Here is a 17,579-nt window from a genome sequence, read left to right as displayed (position 1 = left end):
TTATCGGGATTGAATGGTCTTGAGGAAGTTCTGCAGCATGGCATAGCCATGGTCGGTGAGGATGGATTCGGGGTGAAACTGAAGCCCGTATGTGGGGTGTGTCGCATGCTTGAGGGCCATGATCTCACCACGCTCCGAGCGAGCGGTTACCTCAAGGCTCGCCGGGCGGTCTTCATCGGATATGATGAGGGAGTGATAGCGCCCCACTTTGCCTGCGTTTGTCAGGCCTGCGAAAAGGGGCCCAGATGTCTCGACCAGCATGCTGGCCCTGCCGTGCATCGGCTCCTTTGCGCGCACGACCTTCGCACCAAAGGCATGCCCGATGGCCTGATGGCCAAGGCAGATCCCGAGGATGGGCAACCTGCTGGAGAAGGTCTTGATCAAATCGATCATGATGCCGGCGTCTTCTGGGCGCCCGGGTCCGGGAGACAGGAGAATGGCGTCGGGTTCGAGGCGAGCGATGTCGTCAAACCCTAGGGCGTCATTGCGGTAGACGGTGACGGCCTCGCCCAGTTCCTCGCAATAGCGGGCGAGATTGTAGACGAAGGAATCGTAATTATCGAGAATGAGGATCATCGCGCCGTTCCATCCTCTTGGTCGCCCTCGTGACTGGTTTCGAGATTGTACCGCTCGTCCTCGACTGACGTACCGAGCGCCTTGAAAATCGCGGCTGCCTTGTGAAGGCTCTCTTCATATTCCGCGTCGGGATCTGACAGGATGGTCATGCCGCCCCCGGCATTGAACTGGGCGCGGCCCTCCTCGAACAACATGGTCCGGATCGCGATGTTCATGTCCATCGCTCCATCGAAACCGATATAGCCGATTGAGCCGCAATAGACCCGTCTTGGCAGTTGTTCGAGCTCGGTGATGATTTCCATCGCGCGGATTTTTGGCGCACCCGTGATCGAGCCGCCCGGAAAGGTAGCCCCGATGAGGGCGACAGCCCCAAGACCGGGTTTCATCTCAGCCGTGACGGTGGAGACCAGATGATGCACGCGGGCATAGCTTTCGACGCAGCAAAGCTCAGGCACCTTGATGGTGCCCGCCCGACAGACCCGCGACAGATCATTGCGCATCAGATCGGTGATCATGGTGTTTTCAGCACGATCTTTTTCGCTTTTTGCCAGCTGTTCGGCTTCGGCGCGATCTTTTGCCGGATCGTCAAGGATACGCGGTGCCGTGCCCTTGATGGGCCGGGTTTCGACGTTGCCTTGCGTGTCGAGTGTGAGAAAGCGCTCGGGGGAAGTGGAGGCGACAACGTGGTCGCCGCAATCAAGATAGGCGGCAAAGGGAGCGGCGTTGTGAGTGCGCAGGCTCAAGTAATAGGCGAGGGGCGTTGCCTCCGGCGCGTCTGGCAGGGGGGCGGAAAAACGCTGGGTGATGTTGGCCTGAAAGATGTCGCCGTTGCGGATATACTCCCGTGTGCGCTCAACCGCGGCTTTGAACGCGGGGCGGGAGAGGTTCGAGCACCAGCCGCGAATGGCCGGTGGTGATTGAGGTAAATGGGCCTGACGGGCGGTTTCGAGCCTTTTGATGAACCAGTCAAGACGCTCCTTGGCGCGGTTGCCGCGTTCGCTGTCTTCTGCCGGAAAGCCGGTTGATATGACCCAGCTACGGGGGCGCGTTGTTCCCTGTTCGGACGGAGCAAAATGGTCGATGGCCAGAACGACATCATAGAAGGGCAGCACCATCTCGGGGCCGTGTTTTGTCGAAATTGGCAGTTTTGGCAAGCGCTCCAGAAGGGCCCCCGCTTCATAGGCAATGTATCCCATCGCACCACCGCGAAAGGGCGGGAGACCGTCGTCTGAAGGTGAGAGGGGGAAGCGTTCGAGCAGGGTCTTGAGGGCAGGGAAGGGGCGTCCGTCCAGCGGCTCGTCGTTCCAGTGCGCAATCCCGCCGGTAACCTTGAAGATGCCAAATGGGGAGAAGGACAGAAAGCTGTATCGACCCAGCCGCTGAGACGGCGCAGCGCTGTCAATAAAGCTTAGGTGCGCCTCTCCCGACAAGCCCGGAAGGCAACAGGCCGGATCGAAAAAGGCAACTTCTTCAATAACTGGCGCCATGTGGACCGTCTTCGCTTGTGAGCCGGGGTATGCCGATTGAGACTAGGCGCAAAACCCCTTGTAAAGGACTGCAAGAACTTCTTCGACGACAGGACTAGCGAGCGAGTAGAAGATCGTTGTGCCCTCGCGGCGGGTGCTCACGATGCTCTGAGCGCGCATCAATGCCATGTGCTGGGACACGGTCGTCATCCGCAATCCGGTCTTTTCTGCCAAAGTGCCGACGTTCTGTTCTCCTTCGATGAGTTGACAAAGAATGAGAAGTCTTGGGCCAGAAGCCAGAAGTTTCAGAAAGCTTGCGGCTTCCTCAGAGTTTTTTTCAAGATCTTGAATATTCATGTTTGTTTCCGAGAAGGTCGCATGGACCATGTCAGTTCGTGAGACCATTAAATTTGCTACGTGTTGTCCAGATTATGCTCTAGAGCCTAGAATACCAGCCCACAGATAAAATAAGTGGGTCTGACACTACAATATTTTCTTACCAATAGTGAACCCTTTTTCATTGCGTGAAACTGGATCCGCTTGAAGCTGTCTGTTCGGACGGCCGGATGTGGACCGGTACGCCCTTTGATTCCCTTCCGTAAGGTAATCCTTTTGGACGTCAATTTGAAACGAGAAATGAAACCAGGGAGATCCGGTGCAGCGTTATGCCGGAAAACCCGGCCCCAGAAACTGGAAAAGCTCCCGACAGCAATCTGTCAGGAGCTTCCATGCGGCAAAGAGTGGGTGCGACTGGTTAAGACATCAGATGTCTTTGGGATGGGGTCTTTGCCGTATTCGAATGTGTCTGGCCTTAAAGGACGGATCTGCGCTCATCCATCGCGACGGACCCAGTCTTTTCAGGCATCGCCCGATTGGTAGAGACACATTAGCGCGGGCCGTGTGAATGAAGTCTGAGACAGGCATTCATGTTGAGTTCATCTAAATGAATGCGCCGGGGTGGGAATGCCACGTGGATAGCGGAACGAAAAGCTCTGGTTTGAGGGAATCTGCGGTTGACGCGCCCTGACAATTTGGCCATTGTGGCGCCATGAAAACGGACGTTCTGACCAACTGCTGCATTATTGGTTCGATTATTATCCACTAGCATCTCGCTGGCTGGTGCCGTTTCGCTCATCCCCGACAAATCGAGAAACGAATTCCGGCCAACGCCTGATGTGCGGTTGTTTGGGGTGCTTTGCGCCCTGACGTGCGTTTCTTGTCTGGATATCCCGCCGATTGGGCGGGCAAAGAGGAATTGGGTTTATGGCCAAGCATGATGTGCAGCTGACGCTCCACAACAGTCTGACGAAGAAGAAAGAGGTTTTCACGCCGATCGATGTGGACAATGTCCGCATGTATGTCTGCGGGCCTACCGTCTACGACACCGCTCACATCGGCAATGCCCGTCCTGTCGTGGTGTTCGACATGCTGTTCCGCCTGCTTCGTCATGTTTATGGCGAAGAGCATGTCACTTATGTTCGCAACATCACGGATGTCGACGACAAGATCAATGCGCGCGCTGCCGAACGGGGCATTTCAATCCGTACGCTCACCGATGAAACCACCGCGATCTATCATGCGGACATGGATGCACTGGGTGCGATGCGCCCGAGTGTCGAGCCGCGGGCAACCGAGCATATCGACGAGATGCTCCGGATGATCGGCACGCTGATCGAAAAGGGCCATGCCTATGCTGCTGAAGGACACGTGCTGTTCGCGGTCGACAGCATGAAGGATTATGGCGCGCTTTCCGGTCGATCCGTCGATGACATGATTGCCGGTGCCCGTGTCGAAGTGGCCCCTTACAAGCGCAATCCCATGGATTTCGTTCTGTGGAAGCCCTCAAAGGAAGGCGAGCCAAGCTGGCCCAGCCCATGGGGTGCGGGGCGTCCGGGATGGCATATCGAATGCTCGGCCATGAGTGAGAAGCATCTTGGAGCAACGTTTGACATCCATGGCGGCGGCGTCGATCTGAGCTTTCCGCACCATGAAAACGAAATCGCCCAATCCTGCTGCGCCCATGGCAACAAGCGCATGGCCAATGTCTGGATGCACAACGGCTTCGTTCAGGTGGAAGGCGAGAAGATGTCCAAGTCTCTGGGCAACTTCACCACCGTGCATGATCTCATTGACCAGTGGCCGGGGGAAGCGATCCGCCTTGCGCTCTTGACCACCCATTACGCCAAGCCGTTCAACTGGACTGCCGAAGGGGTGAAGGATGCCAAGCGCATGCTCGATCAATGGTATGTGCTGACCGCTGGCGTCGAGCCTTCCGAGCCTTCCGATGCGGTTGTTGCTGCGCTTGCTGACGATCTCAACACGCCCAAGGCAATTGCCGAACTGCATGCCCTGCGTGCCAAGGCACAGGGTGGAGATGATGAGGCTGCGGCAACGCTGAAGGCGACCTTGCAGCAATTGTTCGGTGTGCTGGCTCAGGATCCAGCGGATTGGGCCAACTGGCGCCCCAAAGGATCGGCTGACGTTGACGAGGCGGCCATTCAGGCCTTGGTTGACGAACGGCTGGACGCGCGCAACAGCAAGGATTTTGCCAAGTCTGATGCCTTGCGCGATACCCTTGTTGCCATGGGTGTTGTGCTCATGGACAGCAAAAACAAGGAAACCGGGGTGTTCGAGACAAGTTGGACGCTTGAACGCTAGCAATGAGACCAATGGGCCGGGGCGCGACAGTGTTCCGGCCTCTTTATCAATGACACTCAATCTTACCCAGGACCAGACTGATGGCAAAAGAACGTCTTTACCTGTTTGACACCACCCTTCGCGATGGTGCCCAGACCAACGGCCTTGATTTTAGCGTTGAAGACAAGATCGCCATTGCAGGCATTCTGGACGATTTGGGTGTCGACTATGTGGAAGGGGGCTATCCCGGCGCAAACCCGACTGATGATCAGTTCTTCACCGAGAAACGCACCGAAAAGGCGATGTTCACTGCTTTCGGCATGACCAAACGGGCGGGGCGGTCGGTGGACAATGATCCCGGTGTGCAGGCGCTGTTGCAGTCGCCTGCCGATGCGATCTGCTATGTCGCCAAGAGCTGGGATTATCATGTCGATGTGGCGCTTGGCTGTACCAACGAGGAAAACCTTGAAGGCATCACCGAGTCGGTCAAGGCCGCCGTGGCTGCAGGCAAGGAAGCCATGGTGGACTGCGAGCATTTCTTCGATGGCTACAAGGCCAACCGGGATTATGCGCTCGCCTGTGTGACAACCGCTTATGAAGCCGGGGCGCGCTGGATCGTGCTGTGCGACACCAACGGTGGCACCCTGCCGCACGAAGTCTTCGATATTGTAACCGATGTGCTCGATCGGGTGCCGGGCAGCAACATTGGCATCCATGCCCACAATGACACCGAACAGGCCGTGGCCAATTCATTGGCCGCCGTGCGGGCAGGGGTGCGCCAGATTCAAGGTACACTCAACGGGATTGGGGAACGCTGCGGCAATGCCAATCTGGTCTCGCTGATCCCGACGCTCAAGCTCAAGCCAGAGTTTGCCAGCCGGTTCGAGATCGGGGTTTCTGACGATAGTCTTGCCAGCCTGACCAGCATTGCGCGCGGATTTGACGAATTGCTCAACCGCGCCCCGGATCGGCATCAACCCTATGTCGGGGCGAGTGCCTTTGCGACCAAGGCCGGGATTCATGCGTCCGCGCTGCTCAAGGATCCGCACACCTATGAACATGTTGACCCCAAGGAGATCGGCAACAGTCGTCGGGTGCTGGTGTCCAATCAGGCGGGGCTGTCCAATCTGCTTGATGAATTGCGGCGCATGGGAATTGAGGTCGACAAGAGTGATCCGCGCCTGCCAGACCTTCTGTCCATCGTCAAGGAACGCGAGGCGAATGGCTACACCTATGAGGGGGCCGGAGCGTCTCTGGAATTGCTCGCGCGTCGTCATTTGGGCCATGTGCCGAGCTATTTCGAAGTTGAGAGTTTCCGCGTTGGCGTGGAGCGGCGCTTTGATTCGAGCGGCGATCTGGTCACCCAGTCTGAAGCGGTCGTGAAGCTCGTCATTGATGGGGTGCGCAAAATGTCCGTCGCCGAAGGGCAGGGCCCGGTCAACGCGCTCGACCTTGCCTTGCGCAAGGATCTGGGGCCGTTGCAGGACAAGATACGGAACCTTGAGCTGATAGACTACAAGGTGCGTATCCTCAATGGTGGCACGAGCGCAATCACGCGTGTTCTCATCGAAAGTCGCGACGGCCATGGGCATCGCTGGTTTACAGTTGGGGTTTCCGAGAATATCGTGGATGCTTCCTTCCAGGCTTTGGTGGATTCCATCACCTATAAGCTTTTCAAATACCCCTGATAAAGTGCCGTTGCTGGAGCGTGTTGTTCAGCGGGCCGGAATTGAAGCGCCATGAGCCAAGACCCCATCAATCTGGGCGGAACCGCGTCCGCTCTCTCAGCTGATTCTACCAAGGAGACGCGCAACGGTCTGTTCTTTGCGCTTGCTGCCTATGGCTCATGGGGCTTGTTCCCACTGTATTTTTCGCTTCTGGCCGAAGTTCCGTCCGTGGAAGTGGTCGCCAACCGGATCGTCTGGTCGTTGGCCATGATGACGATCTGGTTTTTGCTGCTCGGTCGCTGGAGAGAGGTCTGGTCTGCGCTACGTCAACCCAAGGTGTTCGGCATTCTCGCGCTGACAGGATTTCTGATCAGCGGCAATTGGCTCACCTATGTGTGGGCAGTCGGCCATGGCCGGGCAACAGAGGCAAGCCTTGGCTACTACATCGTGCCTCTGGTCAATGTGGCGACCGGGTATCTGCTTTTATCAGAGCGTCCCTCGCGGTTGCAGCTCGTGGCCATTGTCATTGCGTTCCTCGCCATTGCCCTGCAGATAATTCTGTTGGGGACGATACCGATTGTTTCACTGCTGCTGGCCTTTACATTCGGCAGCTATGGATATCTGCGCAAGATTGTTCCGGTTGGAGCCAATCTGGGGCTGTTGATCGAGTTGATCATCGTTGCGCCCTTCGCGCTTGTCTATGTTGTTTATCTGCAATCGTCAGGGTTGGGACATCTCAGCCTTTCAGATCCGATGATCAGCGTTCTCATTCTGATAACCGGGATTCTGACGGCCTTTCCCCTGATCTGGTTTTCCATGGCGGCGCGGCGGCTCAGGATGTCGACAATCGGAATCATGCAATATCTCAACCCGACGCTTCAGTTCCTCGTGGCGGTGTTCTTGCTCAACGAGACTGTGCCAGCGGGCAAATTGGTTACCTTTGGTCTCATCTGGCTGTCGGTGTTGATCTATTCCTATGACGCCTATCGGAGCAGACGCAGGGAACCGCGCCCGCCGGCTTTGCAGGTTTAAAATGTGGAAAAGTCGAACGTCCCGACCGGCCTGCGGCGAGCCCTTTGAAAGTCTTTCTAGAAGCGGTTGAGATCGGGTGCATCGGTGGATTGCGATAGCAGATCATCCGGCAAATCCTTGCAGGCCTCGATCAGCAGGGGAACGATCTCTTCGGGATCGGATGTGGAGAGGAACGAAACATCCATGCCACTGCGGATGAAGTCCTCTTCGCGCATATGGTCCAGAAGGCTTATCAGGGGATCCCAGAAGGCATTGATATTGGCCAGCAGAACCGGCTTCTTGTGTTGTCCCAATTGCGCCCATGTGAGCATTTCGACAAGCTCTTCAAGGGTGCCTATGCCGCCGGGCAGTGCCACAAATGCCTGAGCATATTCAAACATCTTGCGTTTGCGCTCATGCATGTCCTCGGTGATGATCAGCTCCTGCACCTCGTCCAGCATCGCCTCGCGTTCCTGCAGAAAAGATGGTATGATGCCTGTCACTTGGCCACCATGATCGAGCACGCTTTTCGCGGTAATGCCCATCAGGCCGATTGAGCCGCCGCCATAGACAAGGTCGATAGAGTTGCGGGCCATGGAGCGTCCGAGCACCTTGGCAGCGTTGGAGTAGGCGGGGTCAATGCCGGCGCCGGATCCGCAGTATACGCAAATTTTTTTCAGTAAAGCCATGTTCGTTCTGTTGCGTTCGGTTCAAAATGGGTTGCGCCAGTAAAGGCAATTAGCCGCGCAGCCTTGCTCGAATCCTTAAAAAAGGCTACCTGTCTGTAGGATAAGAATAAAATTCTTCGATTCCGCGGCGTGTGTGGGTATGCAATCGTGACTGGCCTTTGAAAAAACAGCAAGAAAAATCATGCGAAGAGAGAAAATCTTCATGCATGAACCTGTTGGAAAAGACTGATGCTCAACCCCGGGATGGCTAAACAGAAGTGTGACTGAAGCATGAAATCTGCAGCTCCTTTTCTTGCCCTAGGTGGTGGTGTTATCGCCGTCGTTGTCGGCATCTTTGTATTCGGTGACCAATTGGGGATTGGTGCAAAAGATCCTCAGCCGAAGGCCCCTGTGGCAACGGTAAGTAAAACCAATCTACCCACCGAGCCGGCCAATTCGGCACCCCAAAAAACCGATGATACTGCTGAAAATGCTGCCGAGCCTCAATCTGAACCACCGGTTTTGGACGAAAGCACGACCGATGTCGCGAGCCTTTCCAAAACCGATGAGATGTCCAGCGAACCAGCGGCGGAGCCGGTTGCTGCTGCGCCCAGCGATCAAGGCAACGCGGTTGGGATTCCCGATGGCGGATCCGTTTCAAGCCCCGATGCAACCGAAGAAGTAAGCGACGCGGCAACGGGTACACAGCCCAGCTTTGATATCGTGCGTGTTGAGCAGGATGGTCAAACTCTCGTTGCTGGCAAGGCAAGCCCGGGGTGGACGGTTGAGCTCAAGAATGGCGACATGGTTCTGTCACAGGCCGAGGCGGATGCCAATGGCGACTGGGTGATGATGCTTGAAAAACCGCTCGAGCAGGGTGTGTCCGATCTGTCGCTTGCTGCGAAATCCGCAGATGGCGGTAAAACTATTGTATCGGAAAGCAATGTGACGGTGGCCATGCCCGAGGAAAGCAAGGGTGAATTGCTTGTCCTTGAGACAAAGCCGGGTGAGGCCTCTCGCGTGCTCTCCAATGTTGTAGAACCTGACGAGGATCCGTCCAAACCTATTGAAGTGGCCAAGGTGGAAAAGACCACGGACACTGACAACGAAGGGACTGCACCTGTCGCCAAAGAGGCACCTGCCCAGACAGAACAGACAGAACAGACAGAGCAGACGGTTGCTTCCGATGCAGACAGCACAGGAACGGCCGAAAGCGGTTCGGAAGGCACTGCGGCAACGAATGCGCCAGCAGCGGAGGCAAAGCCTAAGGCTGAGCCGACCGAAGTTGCCAAGGTTGAAGAGCCCAAGGCTCAGTCAGAAGAGACCCCAGCGCCGGCTTTACCATCTATGGTTTCCATCGAAGCGGTTGAAATCGAAGGTGACACCCTGTTTGTTGCCGGTGCGGCGGAACCTGCCGGATCTGTGGTTCGCCTCTATGTCGACAACCAGTCCATTTCGGACAGTCGTAGCGGCGTGACGGGTCGGTTCCTGTTTGATGGCGAGCTTGATCTGGAGGTTGGTGATCATCAGGCGCGTGTCGATCTCATTGATCCTGTCACCGGTGCTGTTACCAAGCGTGCGGAAGTGTCCTTCTCCAAGGCGGCGCCTGAGGCGATCGTGTCGGCGTCTGCCGAAAGCAATGCCGATGTTGAGAAGGATCAGGCACAGAGCAGTGTTAGCGACGATACAGCCAAGTCGATGAGTGCTGATGCCGAGTTGGCCGACGTCAAGACGCGCAAGGTCATCATCAGACGCGGTGACAATCTTTGGCAGATTGCGCGCCGGGTTTATGGTGCGGGCATTCGGTATTCGACGATTTTTGACAACAATGTCGATCAGATCCGCGATCCCAACTGGATCTATCCCGGACAGGTTTTCAAGTTGCCGCAGGGCGAGGACGGTTGGGATAACAATTTTGATGCGGTCGAGTCGCCCGATGAGAGCGATAAGTCCGCGATGCTCGATCAGGATGCCGCCGAGTAAAGGCGCGCCTGAGTGACGAGCGGACCGTCGTCCACTCGTTTCGTTCAACAGTCAAGAATTCAAACGGCCCGGAGAGTGATTTTCGGGCCGTTCGGGTTTTTGTTTCATCGTATTTTTTCGATGAAACCTTGCAAAGTGATCCCGGATCCCTTATTCATCGTACAAACACGATAGATGAGATGAGGGAGAGATGGGCGAAAGAAACGGCTGCTGCGATCAGAATCCGGTGGATCAAGTCACCATCGATCTGGCGGATGTGAGCGTCAGTGCAGCTGAAGACACAGCGCATCATGGCCCAGGACCGAAAGGGCATCAGAAGTGCTGTGATCATTTCGATCCTTTGGCCCGCGGGTTCAAGGCCCTTGGCCATCCCGCCCGCCTGATGATCCTCCAGAAGCTCAGCTCTCAGAACAGCCATTGCTGTGGCGATATCTGCTCTACCCTGCCGTTGGCGCAGTCGACCGTTTCCCAGCATCTCAAGGTGCTCAGGGAATGCGGTTTCATTCATTTGGAAACCGCCGGGCAGCAGAGTCGTTACAAAGTCGATTTTGATCGACTGGACCAGTTTTTCGGCGCCAACAGCGCTTTCTTCAAGGGGCTCCACGATCGGAGCCTCAAAAACCATGCAGATTAATCCCAATGGCTGATCGATGCCTATGACCATGCGTCGATTGCCGGGGAAGACCTCAGGACCAAGTCATAATGAGAAGTTCTAGATATGCCAGTGAGCCTTACGTGCGCACTGGAGCGTCGGTTGACGCGGAAGCCTCGTCGCTTCAAACCCTGCGCAATCTTTGGCCCTACATCTGGCCCTCAGATCGGGCAGACCTCAAAAAACGCGTTGCTTTTGCTCTAAGCGCCCTGTTTCTGGGCAAGTTGATCAATGTTCTGACGCCCTATGCCTTCAAATGGGCGACGGATGCCCTGTCAGATCCCGCTGCGCCTGATGGCGTGGGCCCCGTGGGCTGGCTTAGTGTGCCGATCATGCTTGTGGCCGCCTATGGCCTGGGCCGGATCATGAATGTGGGCTTTGATCAGCTCAGGGATGGCCTGTTTGCACGGGTCGGGCAGCATGCGGTGCGCAATCTTTCCAACAAGACCTTCCGCCACATGCACAACCTGTCTCTCAGGTTCCATTTGCAGCGGCGCACGGGCGGGCTGTCTCGGATCATCGAGCGCGGGACGCGCGGCATCGAAGGGGTGGTGCGTCACACCATTCTGCATGCCGTTCCCACCTTGTTGCAGTTCGTGATGATGTCTGCCGTCATCGCCTTCCAGTTCGATGTGATCTATCTGGTAATCGTCGTGACCATGGTGGCGCTCTATGTCGCCTTCACTGTGCGGGTAACGGCCTGGCGCATCGACATCCGCCGCCAGATGAATGAATCCGACAATGACGCCAACTCAAAGACCGTCGACAGTCTGCTCAACTTCGAAACCGTGAAGTATTTCGGCAACGAAGAGCGCGAAGCGCATCGCTTTGACCAGTCGATGAAGGTCTATGAGAAAACCGCAATCAGCACCTGGGTGTCGCTGACGTGGTTGAACTTTGGCCAGATCGCTATTTTCTCGACGGGTATGGCGCTGTGCATGGCGCTGTCGGCCCATGCGGTGATGACCGGAACGCAGACGGTCGGTGATTTCGTGCTGATCAATGCGCTGTTGATGCAGCTTGCCATTCCGCTCAACTTCTTCGGCTCCATGCATCGCGAGATCAAGCAGGGGCTGGTGGATCTGGAATCCATGTTCGAGCTGATGCGCGAAGCGCCCGAGGTGACGGACAAGGACGATGCCAAGCCGCTTGACGTTAAAGGCGGGACCGTCCGGTTTGATGACGTGCATTTCGCTTATGATGCCAACAGGCCGATTCTCAAGGGGATCAGTTTCGAAGTGCCAGCGGGCAAGTCGGTCGCGATTGTCGGGCCGTCCGGGGCAGGTAAATCGACGATATCGCGCCTTTTGTTCCGCTTTTATGATGTGACGAGTGGGTCCATCACGATTGATGGACAGGATCTGCGCGATATAGAGCAGCACAGCCTGCGTCAGAATGTGGGCATGGTTCCGCAGGACACGGTCCTGTTCAACGAAACCATCGCCTACAACATCGGCTATGGGCGTCCTGATGCCAGCCGTGAGGAGATTGTCGAAGCGGCTCGCATGGCGCAGGTGTCCGATTTCATCGCGCGCCTTCCCGCCGGGTTCGATACCGAGGTTGGGGAGCGGGGGCTGAAGCTGTCAGGCGGCGAGAAGCAGCGCGTGGCCATTGCCCGGACCATCCTCAAGGCTCCGCCGATCCTCGTTCTCGACGAGGCAACGTCGGCGCTCGATAGCCATACCGAACAGGAAATTCAGACGGCGCTGGATAAGGTGTCACAAAACCGGACGACGGTGGTGATCGCTCACCGATTGTCGACGGTGATCGGGGCGGATGAAATCATCGTGCTTGAGGATGGAGGCATTCGCGAGCGCGGACGTCACGCCGAACTTCTGGAACAGAAGGGACTTTATGCCTCGATGTGGGATCGTCAGCGCGAGGCCAGCGAAGCCGAGGAGCGGCTGCGCAAGGCGGTCGAGAGTGATCGCTCCGGTTACCTGCCCGGTCGCGGTGCTGAACTAGAAGTCGCCGAATAGGTTATGGAACATATTTTGAAAGCCCCATTAAGACAGACTCTTAATGGGGCTTCTTTAGAGATTGATTCGGGATTATTTCGGCTCAATGCCAGCTGTTGGCTCGCGGGTGCAACTCTTGCGAGTCGCGCGAGACAGCGTTTGGGCTAGTCGATTACCGGGCTGCCGTAATCTTTCCAACTCTTGGAGGGGAAATCATACATGCGGCCGCTGTCGCTGCATTCTGGCAAGAGGCAATCGAGGATATAGGGTGCAAGTTCGCTGGGATGCGGCAGGGTCATCGGATCTTCGCCCGGCATTGCCTTGGCGCGCATGCCTGTACGAACAGGCCCCGGATTGAAGCAGTTCACGCCAACGCTGGTCTTTTCGGTTTCTCCGGCATAGGTCCGTACGAGCGCTTCAAGGCCAGCCTTGGAGACCGAATAGACGCCCCAGAAAGGTTTGCATTTATGGGGGGCACCGGAGGTCATGAAGAGCGCACGACCCGCATCTGACTGACGCAGCAGCGGGTCAAGCGAACGAATGAGCCGCCAGTTGGCGGTGAGATTGACACCAAGCACCTTGTCCCAATCCTTCACCGGATCGAGATGTCCGATGGGCGTGACCGCGCCAAGAAGACCGGCATTGCCGAACAGGATATCGAGCTTGCCCCAGCGTTCAAAGATTGCCGCGCCCAGACGATCAATGGCGTCGTAGTCCATCAGATCACACGGAACGAGGGTGGCCGAGCCACCCATTTTCTGGATCTCGTCATCCAGTTCTTCCAGTGCTCCAACGGTCTTGGCAATGGCGATCACGTGTGCGCCTTCGCGCGCCAGAGCAAGGGCCGCGTGCCAGCCTATCCCGCGAGAGGCACCTGTGACGACGGCCAGACGATCCTTGAGGCGTTGTTCGGTCATGTGCTTGGGTCCTTCCCTTATCTCTTCAAGTCTGTGCCAACGCGGCACCGGCCCTAGTCCTTGAGAAGGCCCGGTGCGCGATGATTTTCTTCGCCCTCGAAATCAACCAGATCTGTCGGATAGTCGCCGGTAAAGCAATGATCCGTGAACTGGGGGGCATCGGGATTGCGGCGGTCAAAGCCGCAGGCGCGATAGACACCATCAATCGAGACAAAGCCCAGAGAATCCGCTCCGATATATTTGCGCATGCTTTCCAAGTTCATCTGGGCGGCGAGCAGTTTCTTGCGGTCGGGCGTGTCGATGCCATAAAAGTCCGAATGGGTGATCGGCGGGCTGGCCAGCAGCATATGCACTTCCTTGGCGCCAGCATCGCGCATCATCTGAACAATCTTGGATGAAGTCGTGCCGCGCACCAGACTGTCGTCGACCAGCACGATGCGCTTGCCTTCGACCTGAGAGCGGTTGGCGGAGTGCTTGAGACGGACCCCGAGGGCCCTGATCTGCTGGGTCGGCTCGATGAAGGTTCGTCCCACATAGTGGTTGCGGACGATGCCCAATTCGAACGGGATGCCGATTTCCTGCGCATAGCCAAGAGCGGCAGGCACACCGGAATCGGGCACGGGCACGACCACGTCCACATCGAGCGGACATTCCTTGGCCAGTTCGGCACCCAGCGATTTGCGCACTTCATAGACGGAGCGACCGGCGATGAAGGAATCGGGCCGGGAGAAATAGATATATTCAAAGATATCCAGCCGTGCGGGGCGTTCAGCGAAAGGATGGAAGCTTCGAATGCCGTCTTCCTTGGTGCAAACGATGACTTCGCCGTTCTTGACCTCGCGCACGAATTTCGCACCGATCATGTCAAGAGCACAGGTCTCTGAGGCAAACACGGGTGAGCCGTTCAAATCACCAAGCACAAGCGGACGGATGCCCAGCGGGTCGCGGGCACCAATCAGTTTCTTGCGCGTCAGGGCAACCAGAGCATAGCCGCCTTCCATCTGCCGGATGGCGTCGATGAAGCGGTCGATGATGTCGGATTCGCGGCTCTTGGCAATCAGCTGGAGAACGACCTCGGAGTCCGATGTGGACTGGAAAATCGCGCCGCGCTTGATCAGCGAGCGGCGCAGGGTCATGGCATTGGTAAACTGGCCATTGTGGGCAACGGCGATGCCGCCCCCTTCGAGCTCAGCAAACAGAGGCTGGACATTCCGAAGGCCAGCGCCGCCTGCGGTCGAGTAGCGGTTGTGACCGATCGAGACGTTGCCGGGCAGGCGCTCAAGCACGTCCGAATTGGAGAAATTATCACCCACGAGGCCAAAACGGCGTTCAAGATGGAAATGCTCGCCATCATATGTGGCGATGCCGGCAGCCTCCTGACCGCGGTGCTGCAGCGCATGCAGGCCCAGAGCGGTGAGGGCGGCGGCATCATCCGCGCCAACAATACCGAACACGCCACATTCCTCGTGCAGCGTATCTCCTTCGCCGTTCCAGTCGTCGTCTTGATGAAGCTCAGAGGAGGAACCTGATTCCGACGCGCAGAGCGCAGCGGAGGCCGAGCTGTCGTCTTCAATCATTGAGAAGTCTTGAGACGTGGGGTTTTGTCTCTGTTCAGACATGGGCGAGAAGTCCTTCAAAAACCCGACTGCTCCGATCGAATAGGGGAACCCGAGGGATGTCGTGGTGTCATTTGATCTTCTGATGAGAGCACCAATTGCGCTTTTGAGCGCAAAATGGATGCACTGATCTACAAACGAAGAATGGCGGGACATACCCGCCAATTCCATGGAGTGTTCCTACCATACCCATGCGGCTTCGTCAGCTACGCAAATGTATAGAAGGGCGATTCATTGCAACGTTTATTGCTTTGCCGTGGTGCTGGCAATCTCGCCGATGGCATCGCGTTCGTCGTTCGAATAGCTGGCTTCCTCGTTCGGAGGCGTGCCTTCGCGCTGCTGGCGGATCTTTTCCATCAGCTGTTCCTGAGGATCTTCGGGCAACAGACTGATCAGCTTGTCTCCCATTTCATTGAGAAATGGCTTGGACTTGGCCTGAGCAACCCAGTTGGGCTGCTTGTCCTCTGGAACGAACCAGTTGAAGAAGATCAGGGCGACGGCCATCAGGATCGCGCCGCGCAAGGCACCAAAAACGAAGCCCAGCGTCCGGTCAAGGGCGCCAATGCGGCTGTCCAGCACGAAGTCGGAAATCTGGATGGTGATGAAGGACACCACGATGAGTGTGATGAGAAAGATCCCCAAAGCCGTTGCGGCCTGAGCAACAAGGGGTTGCGTCAAGTAGGGGGTGACCATCGGCAGAACCACGTCGAAAAGCTTCAGCGTTGCGAACGCGGCCGCAACCCAGGCGCCGATCGCAAGGACTTCACGCACGAAGCCGCGAATCATGGCGAGGAAAGCCGAAATCAGCAAGACGACAAGTAAAATGACATCTAGGAGTTCGATGGGCATCAGAAATCGATCCTGTTATCTGGCCTGGACTGCAAAAGCTCTTTAACACCTGCATACGAAAAACTGCAAGTGCCGCTTTGCCCCTCTATAGGGTGCGAAGTTGGCAAGAGCAAGGTTTTTTGCACCTGTTATCAATCCTCAGGATTGTCTGTGGGATTGAGGTTCGAGCCGACGGCGATCCGTGCAACCAAATCGGTGAGGCCTTCAAGCCCTGAGAGTTCGAGTTCAGGTGTTTTGACGGATTTGAGCACCCCTTCGGGAACAACGGCACTCGAAAAGCCCAATTTGGCTGATTCCTTGATGCGCGTTGGCGCATGGGAGACTGGTCTGATCGCTCCGGACAGGCTGATCTCGCCGAAATAGACCGCTTCGGATGGCAAGGCCACGCCAGCAAGAGACGAGACCAAAGCTGCGGCAACTGCTAGATCTGCTGCCGGTTCGCTGATCTTCATGCCGCCTGCGACATTGAGATAGACGTCATGGCCAGACAGGCGCACCCCGCAATGGGCGTCCAAGACAGCAAGGATCATGGATAGGCGGCTTGTGTCCCAGCCAACCACAGCGCGACGCGGTGTTCCCAGAGGTGACTGGGCGACAAGCGCCTGAATTTCCACCAGAAGCGGGCGGGAGCCTTCCATGCCGGCAAAGACCGCTGCACCCGGCGCAGAAAGATTGCGTTCGCCCAAAAACATGGCCGATGGATTGGCAACCTGACTGAGGCCGCCGCCTGTCATCTCGAACACGCCGATTTCGTCGGTGGGACCGAAGCGGTTCTTGATGGCGCGCAGGATGCGGAACTGATGGCCGGAGTCGCCTTCAAACTGGAGCACACCATCGACCATATGTTCCACAACGCGTGGCCCGGCAATCTGTCCATCCTTCGTGACGTGCCCCACAAGGATCACCGCTGCGCCGGTCTGCTTGGCATATCGGATCATGGCCTGTGCGGATGCCCGCACCTGCGTGACCGTTCCCGGTGCGCTGTCGGCGCTGTCGGTCCACAGGGTCTGGATCGAATCAATGATCACCATTTCAGGGGGCGGGCCTGCGGTGAGGGTGGCCAGAATGTCTTCGACGCTCGTCTCGGCCGCAAGTTCCACAGTCTCTTTGGCAAGGCCAAGACGGGCGGCGCGAAGGCGAACCTGATCGATGGCTTCCTCGCCGGAGATATACACCACGCGGTGGCCGCGTTTGGTCAGTGCAGCCGATGCCTGAATGAGCAGGGTGGACTTGCCGATCCCCGGATCTCCGCCCAGCAGGAGAACCGATCCCTTGACGAAGCCTCCGCCGGTGACGCGATCCAGTTCGGCGACGTTGGTTGTGATTCGGGGGGCGGGCTGCTCCTGGCCGGACAGGGAGACAAGCTCGACAATTCGGCCGCTCTTGCCGCGGACGGTCTTGGGGGAGCCGCCGATGCCGGCGCCTTCCTTTTCTTCCATGATCGAGTTCCACTCGCCGCACGCCTCGCAGCGGCCAGCCCAGCGATTGGTAACTGCACCGCAAGTTTGACAGACGAAAGTGGATTTGGAGCGCGCCATTGGGAGGGGCTTTCTGAGCATCTGGCTCGTTGCATCAAGGG

The 17,579-nt window shown here is 57.0% G+C and carries 14 protein-coding genes; 6 read left to right on the top strand and 8 right to left on the bottom strand.

Going from position 1 to position 17,579, the window contains the following annotated elements; genetic code table 11:
* From CPH65_RS20800 to CPH65_RS20790, 3 genes are read right to left on the bottom strand one after another with little or no spacing between them, the layout of a single operon-like run.
* Entirely contained in the window at nucleotides 1–576 is a 576-nt protein-coding gene (locus CPH65_RS20800) for an aminodeoxychorismate/anthranilate synthase component II (protein ID WP_096175612.1), read from the bottom strand.
* Nucleotides 573–2,063, bottom strand: a complete 1,491-nt coding sequence (pabB, locus tag CPH65_RS20795) for an aminodeoxychorismate synthase component I (protein ID WP_096175611.1) — start codon at nucleotides 2,061–2,063, stop codon at nucleotides 573–575. Before pabB ends, CPH65_RS20800 begins: the two co-directional genes overlap by 4 nt.
* A 42-nt stretch (nucleotides 2,064–2,105) precedes the next feature.
* Entirely contained in the window at nucleotides 2,106–2,399 is a 294-nt protein-coding gene (locus CPH65_RS20790) for a helix-turn-helix transcriptional regulator (protein ID WP_096176551.1), read from the bottom strand.
* A gap of 906 nt (nucleotides 2,400–3,305) precedes the next feature.
* Between CPH65_RS20790 and cysS the strand changes: the two genes are divergently transcribed.
* The 3 genes from cysS to rarD all read left to right on the top strand — a co-directional run bounded on the left by cysS (nucleotide 3,306) and on the right by rarD (nucleotide 7,378).
* Entirely contained in the window at nucleotides 3,306–4,700 is a 1,395-nt protein-coding gene (cysS, locus tag CPH65_RS20785; protein ID WP_096175610.1) for a cysteine--tRNA ligase, read from the top strand.
* Nucleotides 4,701–4,780: 80 nt separating this feature from the next.
* Complete coding sequence (gene cimA / locus CPH65_RS20780) at nucleotides 4,781–6,367, top strand: citramalate synthase (RefSeq protein WP_096175609.1); 1,587 nt, start codon at nucleotides 4,781–4,783, stop codon at nucleotides 6,365–6,367.
* A gap of 51 nt (nucleotides 6,368–6,418) precedes the next feature.
* Nucleotides 6,419–7,378 carry an EamA family transporter RarD gene (gene rarD, locus CPH65_RS20775; RefSeq protein ID WP_096175608.1) on the top strand — a complete coding sequence of 320 codons (960 nt, stop codon included), beginning with the start codon at nucleotides 6,419–6,421 and terminating at the stop codon, nucleotides 7,376–7,378.
* A 56-nt stretch (nucleotides 7,379–7,434) separates the two neighbouring features.
* Here the strand turns inward: rarD and CPH65_RS20770 are convergent, their stop codons facing one another.
* Nucleotides 7,435–8,046 carry a TIGR00730 family Rossman fold protein gene (locus CPH65_RS20770; protein ID WP_096175607.1) on the bottom strand — a complete coding sequence of 204 codons (612 nt, stop codon included), beginning with the start codon at nucleotides 8,044–8,046 and terminating at the stop codon, nucleotides 7,435–7,437.
* A gap of 270 nt (nucleotides 8,047–8,316) precedes the next feature.
* Between CPH65_RS20770 and CPH65_RS20765 the strand changes: the two genes are divergently transcribed.
* From CPH65_RS20765 to CPH65_RS20755, 3 genes are all read left to right on the top strand, one after another.
* Nucleotides 8,317–10,008, top strand: a complete 1,692-nt coding sequence (locus tag CPH65_RS20765; protein WP_096175606.1) for a LysM peptidoglycan-binding domain-containing protein — start codon at nucleotides 8,317–8,319, stop codon at nucleotides 10,006–10,008.
* A gap of 190 nt (nucleotides 10,009–10,198) precedes the next feature.
* Nucleotides 10,199–10,642 (top strand): helix-turn-helix transcriptional regulator, encoded by a 444-nt coding sequence (locus CPH65_RS20760; RefSeq protein WP_096175605.1) that lies wholly within the window; start codon nucleotides 10,199–10,201, stop codon nucleotides 10,640–10,642.
* A gap of 68 nt (nucleotides 10,643–10,710) precedes the next feature.
* Entirely contained in the window at nucleotides 10,711–12,639 is a 1,929-nt protein-coding gene (locus CPH65_RS20755; RefSeq protein ID WP_096175604.1) for an ABC transporter ATP-binding protein/permease, read from the top strand.
* A gap of 143 nt (nucleotides 12,640–12,782) precedes the next feature.
* Here the strand turns inward: CPH65_RS20755 and CPH65_RS20750 are convergent, their stop codons facing one another.
* The 4 genes from CPH65_RS20750 to radA form a co-directional block, all read right to left on the bottom strand.
* The gene (locus CPH65_RS20750; protein WP_096175603.1) at nucleotides 12,783–13,535 is read right to left on the bottom strand and encodes an SDR family NAD(P)-dependent oxidoreductase; all 753 of its coding nucleotides are present in this window, start codon (nucleotides 13,533–13,535) and stop codon (nucleotides 12,783–12,785) included.
* A gap of 53 nt (nucleotides 13,536–13,588) precedes the next feature.
* On the bottom strand, nucleotides 13,589–15,112 hold the full coding sequence (purF, locus tag CPH65_RS20745; protein ID WP_096176550.1) for an amidophosphoribosyltransferase: 1,524 nt from the start codon (nucleotides 15,110–15,112) through the stop codon (nucleotides 13,589–13,591).
* Between the two features lie 282 nt (nucleotides 15,113–15,394).
* Nucleotides 15,395–16,000 carry a CvpA family protein gene (locus CPH65_RS20740; RefSeq protein ID WP_096175602.1) on the bottom strand — a complete coding sequence of 202 codons (606 nt, stop codon included), beginning with the start codon at nucleotides 15,998–16,000 and terminating at the stop codon, nucleotides 15,395–15,397.
* A gap of 131 nt (nucleotides 16,001–16,131) precedes the next feature.
* A complete protein-coding gene (gene radA / locus CPH65_RS20735; protein WP_096175601.1) occupies nucleotides 16,132–17,538 on the bottom strand; it encodes a DNA repair protein RadA in 1,407 nt (468 codons plus the stop codon).
* Between the last annotated feature and the right edge of the window lie 41 nt (nucleotides 17,539–17,579).

It is taken from the genome of Cohaesibacter sp. ES.047 (genome assembly GCF_900215505.1).
Classification (GTDB): domain Bacteria; phylum Pseudomonadota; class Alphaproteobacteria; order Rhizobiales; family Cohaesibacteraceae; genus Cohaesibacter.
The sequence above is the reverse complement of the archived record's forward strand: the minus strand, read 5'-3'. Positions and strand labels throughout refer to the sequence as shown.